The 20,017-nt window shown below is 50.6% G+C and carries 13 protein-coding genes; 9 read left to right on the forward strand and 4 right to left on the reverse strand.

Annotated features, from left to right (window positions below; all coding sequences use genetic code 11):
- Positions 1–9: 9 nt before the first annotated feature.
- The 4 genes from Q0577_RS16940 to Q0577_RS16955 are packed head-to-tail and all read left to right on the forward strand — an operon-like array spanning position 10 to position 8,404.
- Complete coding sequence (locus Q0577_RS16940) at positions 10–723, forward strand: PspA/IM30 family protein (RefSeq protein ID WP_298738284.1); 714 nt, start codon at positions 10–12, stop codon at positions 721–723.
- Between the two features lie 4 nt (positions 724–727).
- Positions 728–1,420: an OB-fold-containig protein gene (locus tag Q0577_RS16945; protein ID WP_298738286.1), complete on the forward strand. Its 693-nt coding sequence runs from the start codon at positions 728–730 to the stop codon at positions 1,418–1,420.
- A gap of 48 nt (positions 1,421–1,468) precedes the next feature.
- Complete coding sequence (locus tag Q0577_RS16950) at positions 1,469–3,499, forward strand: SPFH domain-containing protein (RefSeq protein WP_298738287.1); 2,031 nt, start codon at positions 1,469–1,471, stop codon at positions 3,497–3,499.
- A gap of 51 nt (positions 3,500–3,550) precedes the next feature.
- Positions 3,551–8,404 carry a DNA repair ATPase gene (locus tag Q0577_RS16955; protein ID WP_298738288.1) on the forward strand — a complete coding sequence of 1,618 codons (4,854 nt, stop codon included), beginning with the start codon at positions 3,551–3,553 and terminating at the stop codon, positions 8,402–8,404.
- 5 nt (positions 8,405–8,409) lie between these two features.
- Here the strand turns inward: Q0577_RS16955 and Q0577_RS16960 are convergent, their stop codons facing one another.
- The 4 genes from Q0577_RS16960 to Q0577_RS16975 form a co-directional block, all read right to left on the reverse strand.
- On the reverse strand, positions 8,410–9,117 hold the full coding sequence (locus tag Q0577_RS16960) for a LytTR family DNA-binding domain-containing protein (protein ID WP_298738290.1): 708 nt from the start codon (positions 9,115–9,117) through the stop codon (positions 8,410–8,412).
- Entirely contained in the window at positions 9,110–10,456 is a 1,347-nt protein-coding gene (locus Q0577_RS16965; protein WP_298738292.1) for a sensor histidine kinase, read from the reverse strand. Before Q0577_RS16965 ends, Q0577_RS16960 begins: the two co-directional genes overlap by 8 nt.
- 102 nt (positions 10,457–10,558) lie before the next feature.
- Complete coding sequence (locus Q0577_RS16970) at positions 10,559–10,909, reverse strand: DUF4907 domain-containing protein (RefSeq protein WP_298738294.1); 351 nt, start codon at positions 10,907–10,909, stop codon at positions 10,559–10,561.
- Positions 10,902–11,912, reverse strand: a complete 1,011-nt coding sequence (locus tag Q0577_RS16975) for a kelch repeat-containing protein (protein ID WP_298738296.1) — start codon at positions 11,910–11,912, stop codon at positions 10,902–10,904. The genes Q0577_RS16970 and Q0577_RS16975 overlap by 8 nt, the downstream gene beginning before the upstream one ends.
- Positions 11,913–12,163: 251 nt before the next feature.
- Here Q0577_RS16975 and Q0577_RS16980 point away from each other — a divergent pair, with 251 nt between their 5' ends.
- The 5 genes from Q0577_RS16980 to Q0577_RS17000 all read left to right on the forward strand — a co-directional run bounded on the left by Q0577_RS16980 (position 12,164) and on the right by Q0577_RS17000 (position 20,012).
- The gene (locus Q0577_RS16980; protein WP_298738298.1) at positions 12,164–13,507 is read left to right on the forward strand and encodes a DUF4270 family protein; all 1,344 of its coding nucleotides are present in this window, start codon (positions 12,164–12,166) and stop codon (positions 13,505–13,507) included.
- A 25-nt stretch (positions 13,508–13,532) separates the two neighbouring features.
- Positions 13,533–14,768 carry a hypothetical protein gene (locus Q0577_RS16985; protein WP_298738299.1) on the forward strand — a complete coding sequence of 412 codons (1,236 nt, stop codon included), beginning with the start codon at positions 13,533–13,535 and terminating at the stop codon, positions 14,766–14,768.
- Between the two features lie 132 nt (positions 14,769–14,900).
- Positions 14,901–15,491 (forward strand): RNA polymerase sigma factor, encoded by a 591-nt coding sequence (locus Q0577_RS16990; protein WP_298738300.1) that lies wholly within the window; start codon positions 14,901–14,903, stop codon positions 15,489–15,491.
- A 70-nt stretch (positions 15,492–15,561) separates the two neighbouring features.
- A complete protein-coding gene (locus Q0577_RS16995) occupies positions 15,562–16,569 on the forward strand; it encodes a FecR domain-containing protein (protein WP_298738301.1) in 1,008 nt (335 codons plus the stop codon).
- 38 nt (positions 16,570–16,607) lie between these two features.
- A complete protein-coding gene (locus tag Q0577_RS17000) occupies positions 16,608–20,012 on the forward strand; it encodes a SusC/RagA family TonB-linked outer membrane protein (protein WP_298738302.1) in 3,405 nt (1,134 codons plus the stop codon).
- The last annotated feature ends 5 nt before the right edge of the window (positions 20,013–20,017 follow it).

Genomic DNA, 20,017 nt, shown 5'->3' on the forward strand with positions numbered 1-20,017 from the left:
TAGTGAGTCATGAACATATTCAAACGACTACTCAGGATAGGCCAGGCAGAGATCCATGCTGCCGTTGAAAAAATGGAAGACCCCGTTAAAATGACGGAACAGGGCCTGCGCGAATTGCGGCAGGACCTGGTGGAAGCCACCGAGGCATATGCCAAAGTGAAAGCGCTGGCCATCCGCACAGAAAATGAACAGGCACATTGCCAGAAAGAATCGCTGAATTATGCAGAAAAAGCTATCTTGATCATGCAAAAGGCGCAGGCTGGACAAGTTGACCTGGTGAAAGCCGAAGAGCTGGCGCGCGAAGCCCTTTCGCTCCGGCGCAAGTTCTATGCGGAATCAGAGGAGCTCAATGCGCAGGTGGTTGCCCTGCAGCAATCCTCCGCAGAAATGCTCCGCAACACGGAGATACTGAGAGAGAACATGGAAAAATGGGAGAAAGAGCTCCGTACGCTGAAAGCAAGGGCCAAAGTGAGCAAAGCCACCGAACAGGTGAACAAGCAACTGGCACAGCTGGATAACAACGGCACCATTGCCATGCTGGAACGTATGAAGGCCAAGGTGGAAGACGAGGAAGCGCTGGCGAAGGCCTATGGAGAAATTGCCCGTGACAAAAACAGCCTGAAAGACGAATTGAATACATTGTTAAAGGACGATTCATTATCTATCGAAAAAGACCTGAAGGCGATCAAGGAAAAACTGGGTATCGCCGAAAATCCATCCTAAGCCTATGAGTGAATTAGTTGACCTGTTATTTCATCCGCTCAGCAATGCTGTTATGACCGTACTCACGGGCATTTCAGCGATCTACTGGATCTTCAGTTTTATCGGAGGCAGCGTTTTCGGTGATGGAGACGCCGACCTCGACGCACATGGCGCTAACCTGGATACCGATGCTGATCATGACATTGATCAGGACATGGATCACGGCGACATTGCCGGGGAAAAGCCCTTCCTGCAGAAAGCCTTCGAGTTTGTGAACATCGGTAAAGTGCCGTTCATGATGGTGCTGTCTACCTTCAAGTTCATTTCCTGGATCGTTACCCTGGGAAGCTCCGTATTGCTGGGGCTCGGCAGCTGGGGCTGGAAATCCGTATTTATCCTGCTGCCCGTGTTTGCAGTGGCATTTGTTATCACCCGCTTCGCCACCAAACCACTCGTTAAAGTGTATCATGCCATGGGTTATAATGGAGAAGAAGGCTACGACCTGCTGGGCCGCACCGCCCGCATGCGTTCCACTATTTCAGGCGCCACCATCGGGGCTGCAGAACTCAAAGTGCAGGGAGACCTGATCCGCATCAACGTTCAAAGCAAAACCGGCGAGACTATCGGGTATGATGCGGATGTGATGATCGCCGATGAATCCCCCGACAAAAAATATTATCTCGTGGTACCGGAGATCAATCTCGCTAACATCGTTTAAGCACACTATTACCAATACATTTATCTCACCTAAAATCATTTAAAGACTATGGGCACTCTGGGAGGAATCAGCCTCTTGTTTATTGGAGGCATTGTTTTTCTGCTGTTCATTATACTGTATGCATTTGCCGCTTTTTACAAAAAGATACCACAGGGCAAAGCCATCGTCCGTACAGGCGTTGGCGGCGGTAAGGTGGCTTTCAACAGGGGCATGTACGTGATCCCCGTATTGCATAAAATGGAGATCATGGATATCTCCGTAAAAAAACTGCAGATTGACCGCCTGGAAAATGAAGGGCTGATCTGTAAAGACAATATCCGCGCAGATATTAAAGTAGCGTTCTTCGTTCGTGTGAACAAGAATGTAGACGATGTGCTCAATGTGGCGCAGATCATCGGTACGGAAAGGGCCAGCGATGTGGAAACCCTGCGCAACCTTTTCGAAGCCAAATTCTCTGAAGCCCTGAAAACCGTGGGCAAGAAGTTTGATTTCATCGAACTGTATGAAGCCCGCCGCGAATTCAGGACAGAGATCCTCAACATCATCGGGACAGACCTGAACGGGTATATCCTGGACGACTGCGCCATCGATTACCTGGAACAAACGGAGATCAAATACCTCAGCGCCCAGAACATCCTGGATTCACAGGGTATCAAGAAGATCACAGAGCTGACGGCTGAACAAAACATCAAGGCCAACCTGATCAAACGTGAAGAAGAGAAAGTGATCAAAAAACAGGATGTGGAAGCCCGTGAAGCCATCCTGGAGCTGGAACGCCAGATGGCGGAAAAAGAAGAGAAACAGAAAAGGGAAATCGATAACATCCGGGCGCGCGAGAACGCAGAGATCATCAAGGTACGCGAAGAAGAAAGGCTGAAAGCACAAACCGTACGGATCAAAACCGATGAATCACTGGCCGTACAGGAAGAAAACAAGCTGCGCCAGATCATCATCGCGGAAAAGAACAAGCAGCGCACCGATGCAGTAGAAACGGAAAGAGTGGAGAAAGACCGTGCACTGGAAGCTACAGAGCGTGAAAAGATCGTTACACTGGCGCAGATAGAAAAAGAGCGTACACTGGAGGTGGAACGCAAAAATATCCAGGATGTGATCCGCGAACGCGTGAAGCTGGAAAAAGGAGTGGTGGAAGAACAACAGGGCGTGAAAGACCTGGAAGCCTTCCGCGCGGTAGAACGCGAGAAAACAGTGGGCATCACGCAGGCCAGCCGCCAGGCGGAAGAACAGCTGATCTACACCGTAAAGGCCGCCGAAGCGGAAAAGAAAGCTGCGGAAGAAAAAGCCAAACAGCTGATCATAGATGCGGAAGCGAAGAAAGAAGCGGCCGTAAAAGAAGCAGAAGCCCGCAAGATACTGGCCGAAGCAAAAGCCAGGGAAGAGGCATCACTGGGCTTGTCTGAAGCGGAAGTAATGATCGCCAAAGCAGAAGCGGCAGAAAGACAGGGACTGGTAGACGCAACCGTGATCGAAAAGATAGCGGATGCAAAACGCAAGGAAGGCCTGAGCCAGGCAGAAGTAACAAAAGAAAAAGCACTGGCAGAAGCAGCCGGTATCCAGGAAAAGGCGGAAGCCATGAAAAAGCTGGACGCTGTCGGCAAAGAACACGAAGAATTCAAACTGTTGCTGGCTAAAGACAAGGACGTGGCGCTCGCCCAGATCAATATCCAGAAGGATATTGCGGAAGCACAGGCCATGGTGCTTGGAGACGCCTTGAAGAACGCAAGGATCGACATTGTTGGCGGAGAGACCATGTTCTTCCAGAACATCGTTAACCAGGTGTCCAATGCCCGCGGTTTTGACCGGCTGATCAATGAAAGCGAACATGCTTCGCACATCAAAACAGCCCTCATCGGCGACGGCAGCAACGGCGGCGGCGATCTCCTGGAACGCATCCGGAACTTTGCAGAAAAGTATAACATTTCATCCAACGACATAAAAAATCTGACCATCTCCGGCCTTCTTCTGAAAATGCAGCAGAACAGCACGGAAGGAGACCGCTCATCGCTGCTCAACCTGGCGCAGCTGGCCAGCACCCTGGGCATCTCCAACAAGAAACTTTAACGCTCGCAGAACGGCATTATTTTAGAAAAAGGTATTCTTATAGCTAGTGTAATGGCAGATTTAGACAACAACGGGAAGGCCATACTGGATTCCGGTACATACGAGATCATCCGCAACCGCCTCGCAGAACAGCGGCAGAACCTGGTGGAGCGTTTATCCAGCCTGAATGCGGCCAGGAAGGAGATATTCAGTTCATCCGGTTTCCAGCTGATCGCCAACCAGCGTATCACTACGGAGAACAACGGCACGGCGCGCGGTATCATGGCGTTGGGAGACCTTGCCATCTTTGCCTATAACGTTCACTTTGGCCTCCGGGAAGATATTATGCTGAGCGATGTGTTCAGCATCTACAAATTCACGGGTAACCATTTTGAACCGCAGTCACTGGTGCTCATTGAAGATCCCGATTTCATTACGGACTTTACCAATCTCTATAAGTACTACCGGGAATCGATCTTTGCCAGGTTCACCAGAACAGAGCATTACCTGTACATGATCTTCCAGACAAGCCGGAACCCGGACGACCGGAAAGCCTTTAAATGGCTGATAAAGGAAGATAAGCTGCTGTATATTGACGACCGCAGTATTCATGAGGTGAAGCAATCGCCGCAGTATGATTTTGAGTGGATCCGTACGGATCTCAGTCATCGCCGGCTGGGAAAGCATCCGCATATATCCGTGCTGGACAAGGTGTTTATTGAAGCGCTGAACGGGGATATCACCTTCAAGATAGAGAACAATACGGAAACGGGGAAAGGCATCTTTTCTGACCCGGTCAGCAACAGGGACCAGCAGCTGGATGACGCGGAGTATCATTATGCAGACCTGGGCAACCTCATTGCCATCAAGATAAAACCTTACCAGGAAGATTTCCGGGCCTACATTTTCAATGTACGCACCAAGGAGGTGGTGACCATTCCCACTTTGCTGAACGCCGCCGTGCTGCTGCCAGACAACCAGGGCCTGGTATTTCCGAACGGGTACTACCTGCAGAACGGCGAGTACAAGCTGTTTGAGTCTGCTGTCACGGAACTGGAATTCATCCGCAGCATGGCCTCGCCCAACGGGGAAGATTTCCTGTATATCTTCTACCAGAAGGCTACGAACACCTACCTGCTGATGTCTTACAACGTGATCGCCCAGCAGGTTGAAACGCCGATCATCTGTAACGGTTTCACCGTATTTGATAACGGCATGCTGGTGTATTTCCGGTCAGAGAATGAAGCCCTGCGGCATCACCAGGTGCAGATATGGCAAACGCCCTATACCGCCAGCCTGCAGGAGAACAAAGAGATGCGCGATAATGTGCTGTACAAGATCGGGAATAAGGATATTGTCAGTGCCATGAGCGAAAGCCAGGAGATCATCCAGCTGTTGCAGAAGGAAGACAGTTATGAGAACCTATATGAGGATCTTCATAAACGGGCCAACGATATCCTCGACGCCTATTTCTGGATAAAAGAACCGGCCACTTTTGACCTGGCCGCACCGCTGACGCAGATACGTAACATCGCCAATACCGCTATCGACGAATTCGCAAAGGTACAGGCGCAGCGCAAGCATGCCCGGGAAGTGTTGCAGGCCACGGGTAAACGGGTAGACCAGCTGGTGATAGATGTAAAGAACGCATCCGTTACCTCGCTGGACCAGCTGGTAACATTGCTGGCCGCCACGCGCAGCATGCAGGGCACAGTGGTAGACCTGCTCAATGTGAAGTACATAGACACAGCGGCCGTGAACGCCATGAAGGCAACGCTGCAGGACTATAACGCTTCGCTGTCGCAGGACACGGTACAGTTCCTGCTGAAAGATGAGGCACTGGCCCCCTACGAAGCTATGGTGGTGCAACAGAAACAGGCCGTAGCAGGTGTTACCAAAGTAACGGAGGCGCAGCCAGTAGAAGAAGCGGTGAACGGCATTGCTGCGGGGCTGGAAATGCTGATAGATATCCTGAACAGCCTGAAGATCGGCGATACAACGGAAACCACCCGTATCATCGGGAAAATATCGCTGATCTTCGCGTCGCTGAATGAAGTAAAGGCAGACCTGGTGCGGGTTACAACAGTACTCCGTATCCGCGAGTCTACCGCAGCATTTCATGCGCAGCTGACGCTGCTGGATCAAAGTATTGTTAACTTCCTGGACCTTTCTACTTCGCCGGAAAAATGCGAAGGCTACTATACGAAGATCAGCATACAGATCGAAGAGCTGGAAAGCAGGTTCGCCGATTTTGAAGAATTTGTGCTGAAAATAGCCGACAAGCGTGATGAGGTGATCAAAGCGTTCAACGGCAAAAAGGAAATGCTAGTAGCGCAGATCAACAAGCGTACATCCGGCCTGGAGCAGATCGGCATACGGGTGCTGAAGAATATCGAAAACAAGGCGCAGTCATTTACCGATAAGGAAAGCATCTACGCTTTCTTTTCCACGGACATGATGATCGATAAGGTGCGCAGCCTTGCAGAAGAGCTGAGAACGCTGGGCGATGTGGCCAAGGCGGAGAACCTGGAGAACCTGGTGAAAGTGGCCCAGGAAACTGCGCTGCGCAGCCTGAAAGATAAAACGGATCTCTTTGCGGACGGCCAGAACATCATATCGCTGGGCGCTCATAAGTTCGTGGTGAACAAGCAGGTGCCTGACCTCACTATTGTACGGCGTAATGACCGTCTTTTCTACCATCTGACCGGAACCAGTTTTTATAAAGAAGTAACGGCCGAAGCGCTCTACCAGTACCGCAGCATCTGGGAACAGGAGCTGATCTCCGAGAACAGCGAAGTGTACCGCGCTGAATACCTCGCTTACCAGGCATTTACGGAAAGCCTGCAGCAGGGCGCCGGCTGGAATGCCGATGCGTTCATCAACGACCGCACGGAGCGGGATTATGCGGCCGCCTACCTGAAAGGCGTACACAATACCGATGCGGCGCTGATCTGCCAGGGGCTGAAAAAATTACAGGAGGAACTGGGCATATTGCAATACGCGCCGGAAGTTCGTGTAGCCGGGCAGTTGTGCTGGTTCGGACTGGATGAAGCCACACAGCAAAAACTGCAGCAGCTGATCTCCGCGGCCTACGCCATCGAGGATAGTTTCCCGGGCAGCCGCCGTACGCCCTTTGTGGAAAAAGAGATTGCCGCCCACTACCTGCAGTCTTCCCCAATGCTGCAAACGGCCAGCGCAGAGGATGTAGCACATTACCTGTACCGGGAACGCGCTGGGGGCAGGCATTTTACCTGCAGCCAGCAGGCGTTGCAGCTGAAAAAGCAGTTCACTGCTTACCTGCAATCGCACAAACGCACAGACCTGTTCTTACAGGAGGCCAATAACCCGGCATTCAGCACCATGGAACGTTTCCATATGATCCAGAGCTGGCTGGAAGCCTTTATGCAGGCGCAGGTAACGGGAACGGACATACAGTATACCGGGGAAACGGTCTGCCTGCTCCTGTTCAGGGATCATACTTATAAGGAACGTCCTGCATCGGATACCCTGCAGATAGACGGCCTGAAAGGCACGCATGCGGTTATCCGGGAAGAAGGAAAATACCTGCTCAGCTATCATCATTTCATGCAAAAGATGCGGCAGTATTTTGCAACCATTGTTCCCGCATTTACTGCATTCAATGACCTGAAAACCGGGCTGGCCAACAGTTACCGCCAACAGCTGAAAATAGGCGAGCTGGAGCCCAAAGTGCTGGGTTCCTTTGTGCGCAACCGTTTGATCAGCGAAGTATATTTTCCCCTGATCGGTGCGAACTTATCCAAACAGATCGGCGCAGCGGGAGACGATAAACGTACTGCCCGGATGGGCATGCTGTTGCTGATATCACCGCCGGGGTATGGTAAAACCACGCTGATGGAATACCTGGCCAAAACCATGGGATTGCATTTTGTGAAGATAAACGGCCCTACCATCGGGCATAACATTACGTCTATCGATCCGCAGGAGGCCACCACCTCAGGTGCAAGGGAAGAACTGAAAAAGATCAACCTGTCGTTTGAAATGGCGGACAATGTGATGCTGTATATTGACGACATCCAGCACTGCAGCGCAGAATTCCTTCAGAAATTCATTTCCCTGGCCGATGGCCAGCGCAAGATGGACGGCATCTTTGAAGGGGAAAGCAAAACCTATGACCTCCGCGGCAAACGGTTCTGCGTGGTGATGGCAGGCAACCCCTATACAGAAAGCGGGGAACAGTTCAAGATACCGGATATGCTGGCCAACCGGGCAGACGTGTATAACCTGGGGGATGTGATCGGCGGATCGGATCACCTCTTCAGGCTTAGCCTGATAGAGAATGCCGTGGCGGAGAACGCCTGGCTGCAGCGTATTGCCAACCGCAGCTTTGACGACCTTTATAAGCTCATCAGCTATGCAGAACAGGGTGGCGATCTGCTGCCCGAACTGGAAGGCAACTACAACCAGCAGGAAACCGATGATGCCATTGCCGTGTTGAAGAACATGCTGCATATCCGGGATGTGGTGATGCAGGTAAACCAGCACTACATCGCCAGCGCCGCCATGAAAGATGCCTACCGCACGGAACCACCGTTTAAACTGCAGGGATCTTACCGTAATATGAATAAGCTGGCCGCAAGAGTGGTGCCGCTGATGAACAAAGAAGAGATCAATACGCTTATCCGTTCCCACTACGAAGGCGAATCACAGACACTGACCTCCGATGCGGAAGCCAACCTGCTGAAACTAAAGGCCCTCGCCGGTTTCATGACCGATGCGGAAGCAACGCGCTGGGAGCAGATCAGGGACATCTTCCGCAAGAATAATAAGTTCGCGGGGCTGGAAGCCAATGATACATCCGGACAAATGCTGCTGCAGTTAAGCGCATTTAACGAGCACCTGGAAGCGATTGCGAAGGCTATGACAGGAACACGTAACAGATCTTAAACATTTTACGAGTTCCTGGTGATCACCTCATAAAACCTGTCCCTGTACCCATCGCTGATGGGTATAGACTGGTTCGCTATCATCACGGTATTCTTTTCAACAGAATTGATCTTGTTCAGCGACACCAGGTAGGAACGGTGTACGCGTATGAATTTGTCTGCGGGTAACCGCGTTTCAAAGGATTTAAGGCTGCGTAATGTTAATACCGGCTGGTAAGGTGTATAGATCTTTGTATAGTCTTTGAGCGCTTCAATGAAAAGGATGTCTTCCAGGTTGATCTTAATGATCTTGTATTCTGTTTTGATGAAGATGTAATCATTTACATGGCCATTGCTGTCGCCGTTCTTCTGCTGGGTAACAGACATATACTCCTGTGCTTTGGCGGCGGCCCGCAGAAAACGTTCAAAGGGTACGGGTTTCAGCAGGTAATCCACTACATCGAGGTCAAAGCCGTCCAGCGCGTATTCACCGTAGGCGGTAGTGAATATTACCATGGGAGGGTATTTGAGGGATTTGAGGAACTGGATCCCGTTGATGTCCGGCATTTTAATGTCGAGGAATACCAGGTCTACTCTTTCATCCTGCAGGAAGCGCATGGCCTCTGCCGCGTTTTCAAAGGTCTGCACCAGGGAAAGGAAGGGAACTTTACGGGCAAAGTCCGTAATGATTTCCAGTGCCAATGGTTCATCGTCCACTGCAATACACTTAATCATTTTTCAACACTATTTTTAGATCAGCAATAAATTGGTTGTCCGTTTCCGTTACAGTTATCTCGTGCTTGTTGGTATATAGCAAATCCAGCCGTTTCAATACATTCTGAAGGCCAATGCCGCCCTGCTCTGCCACCCGTTGGGGGAACAGGCTGTTCTTTACCAGGAGCCGCACGGTTGTTTGTTCAATAGTGATCGCGATACTGATGAAGGAATGATCGGTATAGCTGATCCCATGTTTAAAGGCGTTTTCTACAAAGGGGATCAGCAGCATCGGTTCAATCCACAATCCATCCGGCGCGCCGCATTCCGTATAATCCACCTGTATGCCCGCCGGCAGCCTTAAACGCTGTATATCGATATAATCCCTCAGGTACTGCAATTCATGCTGCAGCTGCACCATCTCCTCGTTGGACTCATAGATCATATACCGCATGATGGTGGACAGCTTTACAATGGCGTGTTCCGTTTGCGTGGAATGTTTATGCGCCAGCGAATAGATAGTATTCAGACAGTTAAAAAGGAAGTGAGGATTAATCTGTGACTTTAAAAATTTTAATTCCGCGTTCAGTTTCTCCACTTTCAGGGCCTCCCGCTGCTGTTCACTCTTGAACCACTCCTGTGCTATTTTGATGAACCCGCTCATCAGCAGCATTAACAAGGCGGCCAGCACAGGTTTCCGGAGTGCTTCGGGGAACAGCATCCGCTGCCAGAAGGGCGGTGGTCCCAGCGGCATTGCGGGCATTGCCATGGCGGTGGCAACAGAATCGTTCCTGATGAGCAGACGCGGACCATGGCCAATGCCACCTGAGAACCTCAGTTCTTCCTTTCCCAACGGGCGTCCTTTTGTATAAGCATAAATGCCTCCGTTTGCCGACGAAAAAGCGCGATATCGCATAAACGCACGGGGCCCCCTGAAAGTTACATTCCCGCTGCTGTCTACACTGATCATTCTTGCGCCTTTCTCTGTTATTCCAGCATGCAGGCCCAGCTCATACTCATGCTTTGCCAGGTAACGCACGAAGTAATGGTCCATCACCGCCTGCTGCATAGTAATAAACACCAGCACTGCCAGCACGCAGGCAAAATAGTATACGATCTTCTTCAGGGTAAAGAAACGCGGTATGAGTACATAGATGTTGAGGTAGAACACCCCGATCAGGAATAAATTATCTATCACTTCCCTGATAAAGAACGAGGGATGCAGTATACGCAGGCGGTAAATGAAAAAAGGTAACAGGAGGAAACAGGTCCATGCAACGATGTGCAAACCTATGATGAAAAGCCTGTTCCGGTAAATATGTCTGAAGTTTATCATGCCGCTGAAAAGCGCGGTAAACATACATTACATAGGGTTAAACGTCTGTTAAAGTTTGTTAACAGCATTTAACTATATGTTAAAGTTTAAACGTTTAAAACGTTTAAACTTTAACTGTCTGAATTGTCAATGCGTGATCCCCATTTCCAGCAGTTCCTGCCTGCTGATGGCGGGCACCTGTTGTTTGCGCAGTTTCTCTGCTACGCGTTTGCCAACGCGCTCCGCATCTTCCTTACTGAGGAAAGGATATCTGCCGGGTATGGCAGGGATAAAGTCCTGGTAGATGTAGGCGTGTGCGCCCACATTCACGGCATAGCCCCATCCCGCATGCGTGCGGAAAGTGACAACCGCAATGCTATCCTGCATTGCGGTTGGTTTTCCGGGGAAGCCGCGCTGCATGGTCTTAAACACAGCAAAAGCCAATAGCAGCAGGCTCCCCGCGAGTAATAGCATATTCCCGGTCTTTCGCTTAATCATTCTTATTATATTCTACGCTTGGCTGAAATTCCCAGGTATCGCTCAATGGCGTACTGCCGCTCACACCGGTGGTGATAAATCCTCTGTTCCTGACGGCAAAGCCCACGGCGCTGGTGCGCGCGGATCCTTCAAAAGCCTGCTTCAGATCCCACAGATCATTTACCGGGTCATACTCCCATGCTACGGTGGAGATGCTGCCGCCGCGGTTACCGGTGCAAACATATGCTTTGTTGTTCATCACAAAAGCCACGCAGTTGTAGCCGGTGATGTTGGTGTACTCATCATCATAGCTGTCGTCGCTCACGTTAGTGATGGCGCGTTTCAGCGTCCATACGTCGTTATCGGCGTCGTACATGGACAGTTCATTGTTCAGCTGCAGGTTACTCTGACCGGTAACAATGTAGGCTTTATCTGCTATTACAAAAGCAACTGCATCGGCCCTTTTTGACAAGGGTACATCTGAACGGGTATACCATTTATTTTCAGCAGGCCGGTATTGCCAGCAATCGTTCAGCCAGTTGCCATCATAACCGGTAGCTACATAGCCATTGGTCTTTACGGCAAAGCCTACGGCGCCTACACGGGCGGTACCGGGGAATGGCGCAATGGGCTCCCAGTAATTACCATCGGGATTGTAGGCATAGAAGTCGTTCAGCTTTACCACACCGTCCGTACCTGTACCCACGTAGCCCTTCCCTTCCGTTGCAAATGCCACTGCGCTGTGACGGGCGCGGGCGCCATCGGGTAAGGAGGCCCGCTGCGTCCAGGTATTTCTGTCTGCATCATAGGAGTAAAAGTCTCTCAGTGTATCATTATTAACATCCAGCCCGGTACCAACAAAGGCGGTGTCAACGATAGTAAAGGTCACCGCTTCCTGGCGGGCTACGCCTTTGAAATCCACCCGGTGTACCCAGTTCCCTACTGTGCTGGTAGTATCACTACTTTTAGAGCAGGCGAACAGTACCACGGCCATCAGCAAACATAAACCTGTTAAATAACGCATTAGCATTTTACAATTTTTAATAGTTGCCAAAATTATCCGCCGTTGTATTAGCATAAATATAAAATAGACATATGCCCTTTTTCAGGGGATGGAAAAGACTTTTTTATCTGCCAGTGGCAGCGTTTGGCCTTTTAGTCCTCATTGGGGGGCACAGGCTGTATAAGGATCGGTAATGCGCATTCATCGATAAAAAACCGGATTTGGCATATTAGATCAATAGGGAGTAGGGTTCCTGGCTAAAATTGCGCTCCATGAACAATACTTTTTGCGGTTCCAGGTGCGCGCGTCCCTACATCAGATTAATGATAGCAGTGTTGTTAGCTGCTGCCAACAGCGCTTGTGACAAGGAAGGGTTCGACTACGATATATCAGGCGGCGAACAGTCCTCCAATTATATTATTGCAGATACCTTAACTATCCGGATGCAGACCATCCGGCTGGACTCCATCCCCACTTCCGGTACGAATGTGGCGCTGAGCGGTAAACTGGCAGATCCGTATTTCGGTAAGATCACCGCCGGGTCATTCTTCCAGCTACAGCTGCCATCGGATAAAACGCTGGATGCTACATCTACCTACGACTACACAGAACTGGTATTGTATACCAACAAAAAACTCTACGGCGATTCCAGCCTTTCCCAGCATATCAATGTATACGAGGTACAACAAACCATCCAGCGCAATACCAACGCCTACTATATATACAGCCATAACGATTTCCAGACCTCCGGCACTCCCCTGGGCAGTATACAGCAAGTGGTGCGCCCGCATATAGATACGGTAATAAAGATCCAGCTGGCGGATACCTACGGAGCGCCCTTGTTCAAACTCTTTAAAGACAAATCCACCCTGGTATCCACACAGGATATCTTCCTGAAATACTATAAAGGCCTGGCCATTAAAGCCGGCGATAATGCGGGCAATATCCTGGGCTTCAATACCGGCGATACTTCCGTGATCCTGCGCATGCATTATCACAACAAGGACCCCTTCTTTACAGACAGGCACCTGGATCTGAACGTGTATGATCAGAGTGTACAGTTTAACCAGGTATCGGCAGACAGATCGGGCACACCGCTATCCGGCCTGAGTGCGGCAAACAAATCGCTGTCCTCCGCGCAAACGGCTAATATGTCTTTCATACAGCCGCTAACAGGCATCGCTACACGCATAGACCTGCCCACCTTAAAGAACCTTGCTTCCGTGGGCAGCTTTTTCAAGGTGATGCGCGCTTCGCTCACCATACAGCCGGTAGCGGGCTCTTATCAGCCGCCATTCAGCCTGCCGCCTAACCTGACCATTTGCGAAGTAGACAAGAACAACAATGTGACAGACACGCTTACCAGCACACTGGGATCCATTATGTACGGTAACCTGTTCATCGATAACCTGTACCAGGAAAAAACGGCCTACACTTACGACATTACACATTACTGCATCAACGAGATTGCCAGTACAGACGCCTTTTCACGCGGGCTTTTGATCATACCGCCCCGCAGCGCCTACCTGACAAGCTTTGACAGGGTGGTGCTGGGTGATAATAAACGTAAGCAGAACAAGATCAGCGTACAGGTATATTACCTGCGGTACAATTAAATCATAAAAGCATTTTAGAAAGAACATGCAAATAAGACAATATACCGGTATGTGTGGATTGTTGCTGTTACTGTGCGTACAGGCAAAGGCCCAAAGCAGCAAAGGCGTCAATTCATTGTATTCTGCCTTTGGCATCGGCGACCTGGAAGAGCATGACTACTCCCGCAACTACGGCCTGGGAAGCGCCGGTATTGCACGTCCCTCCCTTTTCTACCTGAATGAACTGAACCCGGCCTCTTACTCCGCCATTCCCAAGCAGAATTTTATGTTCGATGTATCGATGCTGGGCAGAAGTGTGAGCTATACAGGCGCCAATACCACCCAAAGCGCGCTGGACGTTTCCATCAAAAGGCTGGCCATTGGCTTTAAAGTGAATAACCGCTGGGGTGTGAGCGCCGGTCTTACCCCCTACAGCACGGTAGACTACAAGGTACTGGCAGACCGCTACGTAGCCGGCAGTGATGCCGCTATCAAATCCGTAACAGAGGGTAATGGCGGTATCAATAAGGTATACATTTCCAATGGGGTGAAGATCACAAAGAACTTTTCCGCCGGCATTTCGTCCGCTTTTCTCTTTGGCCCGGTCAATACCACCGAAACACTGGGCAGCGACACGGTTTCTACTGTAGACAAACAATACGCCTATAACCTGAACTTTACAGGCGGTTTCCAATACCACGGCAGGATAAAAGACTGGGAAATAGGCCTGGGCGCTACTTACCGCCTGCCTGCCACCATGCGTTTCCAGCACAGCGTGAATGTGATCAACAGCTCGGAACAGGTGCTGTATAAAGACGACCTGGACACCAGGAAAATTAAAGTACCCCGGCAATACGGATTCGGTCTTTCCCTGAACAAAAACAACGTTACACTGGTAGCCGACTACCGGAAACAATCATGGAGCGGTCTTAACGCCGGCACCACCGGCTACCGGCTTACAGATGCGGATCGTATAGCCGGCGGAGTGGAATACGCTTTCCGGCGTCATTATTATAATGGCACCTATGAAGGCCTTATTCTGCAGGCCGGCTTTTCCCGCAACAATTCTTACCTGGTCGTACAGGGAAATCACATTGCAGAAACAGGCGTGACACTGGGGGTGTCGCTTCCCAACCGCACCGGCAACCTGCGTTATTACCTGGGACTGGAAATAGGGCAGCGCGGCACAACGGCCAACAACCTGATCAAGGAGAATTACCTGAATGCAGTTTTCCATTTTTCACTGAAGGATGTATGGTTTATACGCAGAGTGTATGAGTAGCGGAGAATGGGTTAATTATTGACTATTAATTGTTAATTTAACATCATCCCATACGTCCCCCCTTACCTAATTTAGTACAGCGTGCCGAGGGCGGCTAAACTAAAACTCGTAAACAAACAGAAGGGGGACATAGTGCCTGCACACTATACTGATAGTGACCAGCTTTTAACAACGGATCTTCAGACGGGTGACCACGTTGCATTTAAGGAGGTATACGACAAATACCACCAGTTACTGTACGGTGTTGCCTGTAAGTATTTGAAAGACGCTGCCATGGCCGAAGACGCCGTGCATGAGGTGTTTGTAAAACTCTGGCTCTACCGCGAACAGCTGGACCCCGCGCAGGGCGTAAAGAATTTCCTTTTCAAATGTCTGAAGTTCCATGTGCTGAATGTGATCCGCGACCAGCAACGTGCGCTCAGCAAACAAACGCTGTTCACCCAACAGGTATCCGCCTCCCACGAAGAACCTGAACATGCCGTGTTGTTCAATGACTATAAAAGGGCAATGGAACAGGCCATAGAAAAGCTCTCTCCCCGCAAAAAAGATATCTTCCGTTTAAGGACCGTAGAAGGTTTGACCAACGAACAGATAGCCAGCAAACTGGGCATTTCCATCAATACCGTTAAACTGCAATTTTCCCAGGCCAGTCAGCTGCTGAAACATTGCCTCAGGATCTTCAGCAATACCCTCATCCTGGTTCTCTGCTATTGCCTGCTCTGAAAATTTTTTTTCTACCCATATAATACTTTCCGCTTGTCCGGGTGTAGTATGTAATAAGGAGGGCAACGTTATGAAGCCGATAGATCCGGCACTACTCACAAAATTCTTTAACAACCAATGCACCGCAGCAGAGCGGCAACAGGTAACAGCCTGGCTGGATACGCCGGAAGGCCGTGCCTGGCTTAGCTCCTCCATACAACAGGACCTGGAACAGGGTGAAGGCCACACCCTGCCACGTACTGAACGTTCCGGGGAAATATACCAGCGCATCCTTGCTGCTACCAGCGCGCAGGACACTACATCGCCACAATGGCGATGGTTTGACCGATCGCGGGGAACAGGAAGGCTCAAAGCTGCCGCCGTTATAGCAGGTGTTATTGCCATCAGCTTTGCTGCCTGGCAACTGTTACGGCAGGACAACAAGACTGTTACCTACACCACTGCTTACGGCGAGATCCGTACCATTACCCTGCCCGATCAATCTGTTGTGACGCTTAACGGCAACAGTACCCTGCGCTACAGCAGGCACTGGGATAAGGCAGCCCAACGCGAGATCTGGATACAGGGAGAAGCTTTCTTCGATGTGAAGCCGGCCTCCAAAAAAGGTTTCGTGGTGCACACCTCCCGCCATATCAACGTGGAGGTACTGGGCACCAGCTTTAATGTACTGGACAGGGATACGCGCATGCAGGTGGTGCTGAACACAGGAAAGGTTCGCTTAAGCGGTGGCGCAGCTGCCATCAAGGCGCCTATCATTATGCAACCGGGACAATTGGTAGAATTTAAGGAAAAGAACAGCACGTATCAGCAACAACAGGTGAACACTGAGCAATATGCTTCCTGGAAAAGCCACAAGCTACAATTCCACAATGCAGACCTGAAAGAGGTGGCACAGGTATTACAGGAAACATACGGACTGACAGTGACAATAGCAGACACGACACTCCTTCATCAGCAATTTTCCGGAACCGTGCCCAGCGGCAGTGCAGACATCCTGCTGGATGGCCTGTCGCAGCTCTTTAATCTTAAAATAAAAAGGAAAGACGTAACTGTAAACATTGAAAGGAACCGTCAATAGCATTCGTAAACATTAGATAACATTCAACCAAAAGTGTTATGAACAAATTTATTACCGCACTGGTAACAGCCATAAGTGTGTCCTGTTACTGCGGAGCGCCTGCGAATTCCCAGGATATGGCAGCATATCGCCAGCAATCCCAGCCTGCTTCAAAAGCAAGAACAAAGTCATTGAAAAATGTATTGAACCAGCTGGAAGTAAAATTCGGAGTATCCTTTATCTACAAAAGCGAGCTGGAACAGAAACAGCTCAGCACCGGCGATATGGAGAAACAAGCATCCCTCGAAGCCACACTGGACTATCTGACCAGCAACAATGAACTGAAATATAAAAAGATCAGGGAAAGCTTCTACATCATCTACAGTAAAGATGAAACAGCGCCTGATGCACAGCTGCCTTCCAATAACGGCATTCCCGCACTGCCGCAGCCAGGTATGCTGTACAGCGCAGCTGCCCTGCAGATCATCATAAAAGGACAGGTTACCGATGAAAAAGGTCAGCCTATTCCCGGCGCCACTGTAGTGGTAAAAGGCACCAGCAACGGAACCGCTACCGGTCCGGATGGCAGCTATACCATCCAGGCGCCCGATGGCAACGCCGTACTTGAAATCTCTTACCTGGGGTATGTAAAACAGGAAGTGCCCGTATCAAACCGCACTACCATCAACGTACAACTGACACCGGATATCAAGTCTATGTCAGAAGTAGTGGTAGTGGGTTACGGCACACAGAAAAAAGTGAACCTCACCGGCTCGGTGACGGCATTATCCGGTGCAGATGTTAACTGGAAACCGGTAGGCCAGGTATCAGCCGCCCTGCAGGGTATTGCTTCCGGCGTAACGGTGAAACAGGGCTCCGGCCAACCCGGCGCAGACCAGGGCACTATCCGCATACGCGGTATTGGTACCCTGAACAATAATGATCCGCTGGTACTGGTAGACGGTGTGCAGTACAACATCAACGATATTGATATGAACGATATCGCTTCCATGTCAGTATTGAAAGATGCTGCCGCCGCCTCTATCTATGGTGTACGTGCAGCCAACGGCGTTATCCTCATTACTACCAAACGCGGCGCCACCGGCAAAGCAAAGGTGTCTTATTCCAACTACTTCGGCTGGCAGGACCCCGCACGCCTTTCCAAGTTTGTAGGCGCGCAGCAGTTCATGCAGCTGGTGAACCTGATGCGGGAAAACTCAGGCTCCAGCGCCCAGTATTCTGATGCACAGATCAACGCATATAATGATCCCAACCGCAATAAAGACCTTTACCCTGATAACTACTGGCTGAAAGACATTCTCACAGGCAGCGGCTTTCAGCAGTCGCACAGCCTGAATGTAAGCGGCGGATCAGAGAATGTGAAATACCTGTTCTCTACCAACTATTTTGATCAGCATGGCCTTATTAAAAATATGGACTACAACCGTATCACCGTACGGTTGAACACTGATATAAAGTTAACGGACAAACTGAATTTCAGTGCAGACATCTCCACACGCCTGGGCGACCGGCAGGAGCCGCAGGGCCAGGAAGGCTCTGCCTGGTACCAGTTTGGCCAGGGCGCCATCATCAACCCGCTTACCGTGAACAAGTATTCAGACGGTACCTGGGGACTGGTGCGCGGCGGTCAGAACCCGATCCGCCTGCAGGACGAAGGTGGCTTGTATGTATACAAAAGCAATCTCTTTACCGGTAACTTCCGCGCCAACTACGAGCTGCTGAAAGGCCTTACGCTGACCGGTCTGGCGGCAGTGAACTACCGTTCTGATTACAACAGCTCGCACAACCGTGCGCTGGACTATTTCACGGATTTTCCTGATAACAGCAATGTGCTCACTGTTGGACAAAACAACATCACCAAAGCTTACCAGGGCTACTGGTTCCGCAACTTCCAGGGATTAATTGAGTACCAGAAGAATGTTGGCCTTCATGCCTTTAAGCTGATGGGCGGCGCTTCGCGCTTAACCGAAACCACCGATGATCTGAGCGGTTACCGCACCAACCTTCCCAACGGAGAGATTGAGCAGATCAACGCCGGTGCGGCAGACGGTCAGCAGGCCAGGGGAACTGCCAGCGCCTATAACCTGGTGTCTTTCTTTGGCAGGCTGAATTATGCTTACCATGATAAATACCTGCTGGAAGCCAACATCAGAAGGGATGGATCTTCCCGCTTTGCAGAGAACCAGAAATGGGGATGGTTCCCCTCCTTCTCCGCAGGCTGGCGCGTAACGGGTGAAGAGTTCATGCAGGATGTAACGTTTATCAACAACCTGAAGCTGCGCGGCTCCTGGGGTAAGCTGGGTAATGATGTATTTGTGAGTCCCAACCTGAACCTCAGTACCAACTACCCTTACCAGAGTACTTACCAGTATAACAGCTATCCTTTTGGCGGCAGTCTCAACCCCACAGCAGGTATCACGGTATATCCCAACTCCGGCCTCACCTGGGAAACCACCAGGATGACAGACGTGGGCGTGGATATAACTGTGCTGAAAAACCTGGATGTAACATTCGATTACTACAAGAAAAATACGACGGATATCCTCCTCAACCTGCGTATACCCGACATCGTAGGGCTGGATGCTGCCGTGCAGAACGCCGGCGAAGTACAGAACACAGGATGGGAGCTGGCGCTTAACTACCACGGCCAGATCGGTAAGGAGTTCCGGTATAACATCGGCGCCAATCTTTCTGATGTAAAGAACAAGGTGATCGATCTGCGCGGAGCCGACCGGGTATCCAGGGACAATAACAATATCTACACCGGTAACGTAACCGGCGTGCCTATCGGCGCATTTTACGGCTATCGCGTAGAGGGCATCTACCAGAGCCAGGACCAGGTAGCGGGGCATGCGCCGCAGCCTGTATCCGGTACAGGGCCCGGCGACCTGATATATGCAGACGTAAACAATGATAAAGTGGTGAAAGAAGGTGACGCCACCGTAGGCGGCGATATGGTATACCTGGGCAGCAACATTCCGCGCTACACCTACGGTATTAACCTGGGGGCCAACTACAAAGGATTTGATTTTACCGGCTTTCTGCAGGGCGTAGGCAAAGTGGACATCCAGACACTGGTGCTGGAAAGAGCGCCAACCAGCAGCGATGGTAACTTTAAAGCCATCCACGCCAACAGCTGGACACCGCAGAACACCAGCGCGGCTTTCCCCAGGCTGGTGACCGGCGTACAGAACTACCAGTCTTCCTCCTATTGGGTTAAGAGCGGCGCTTACCTGCGGCTGAAAAGCCTGCAGCTGGGTTACACCCTGCCTAAAACGCTGTTAGAGCAGGTGGGCATTTCCAGGTGCCGTTTCTATGTGAGCGGGCAAAACCTGCTCACCTTCAGCAGCCTGGCCAGTGATATAGATCCTGAAGCGCCTAATGACAGCAGGTATTACCCGCAGGTAAGGACCTACACTTTTGGATTAAATGTGGAATTCTAAACGCA

Origin of the sequence: uncultured Chitinophaga sp., assembly GCF_937898475.1 — a bacterium.
Taxonomy (GTDB): domain Bacteria; phylum Bacteroidota; class Bacteroidia; order Chitinophagales; family Chitinophagaceae; genus Chitinophaga.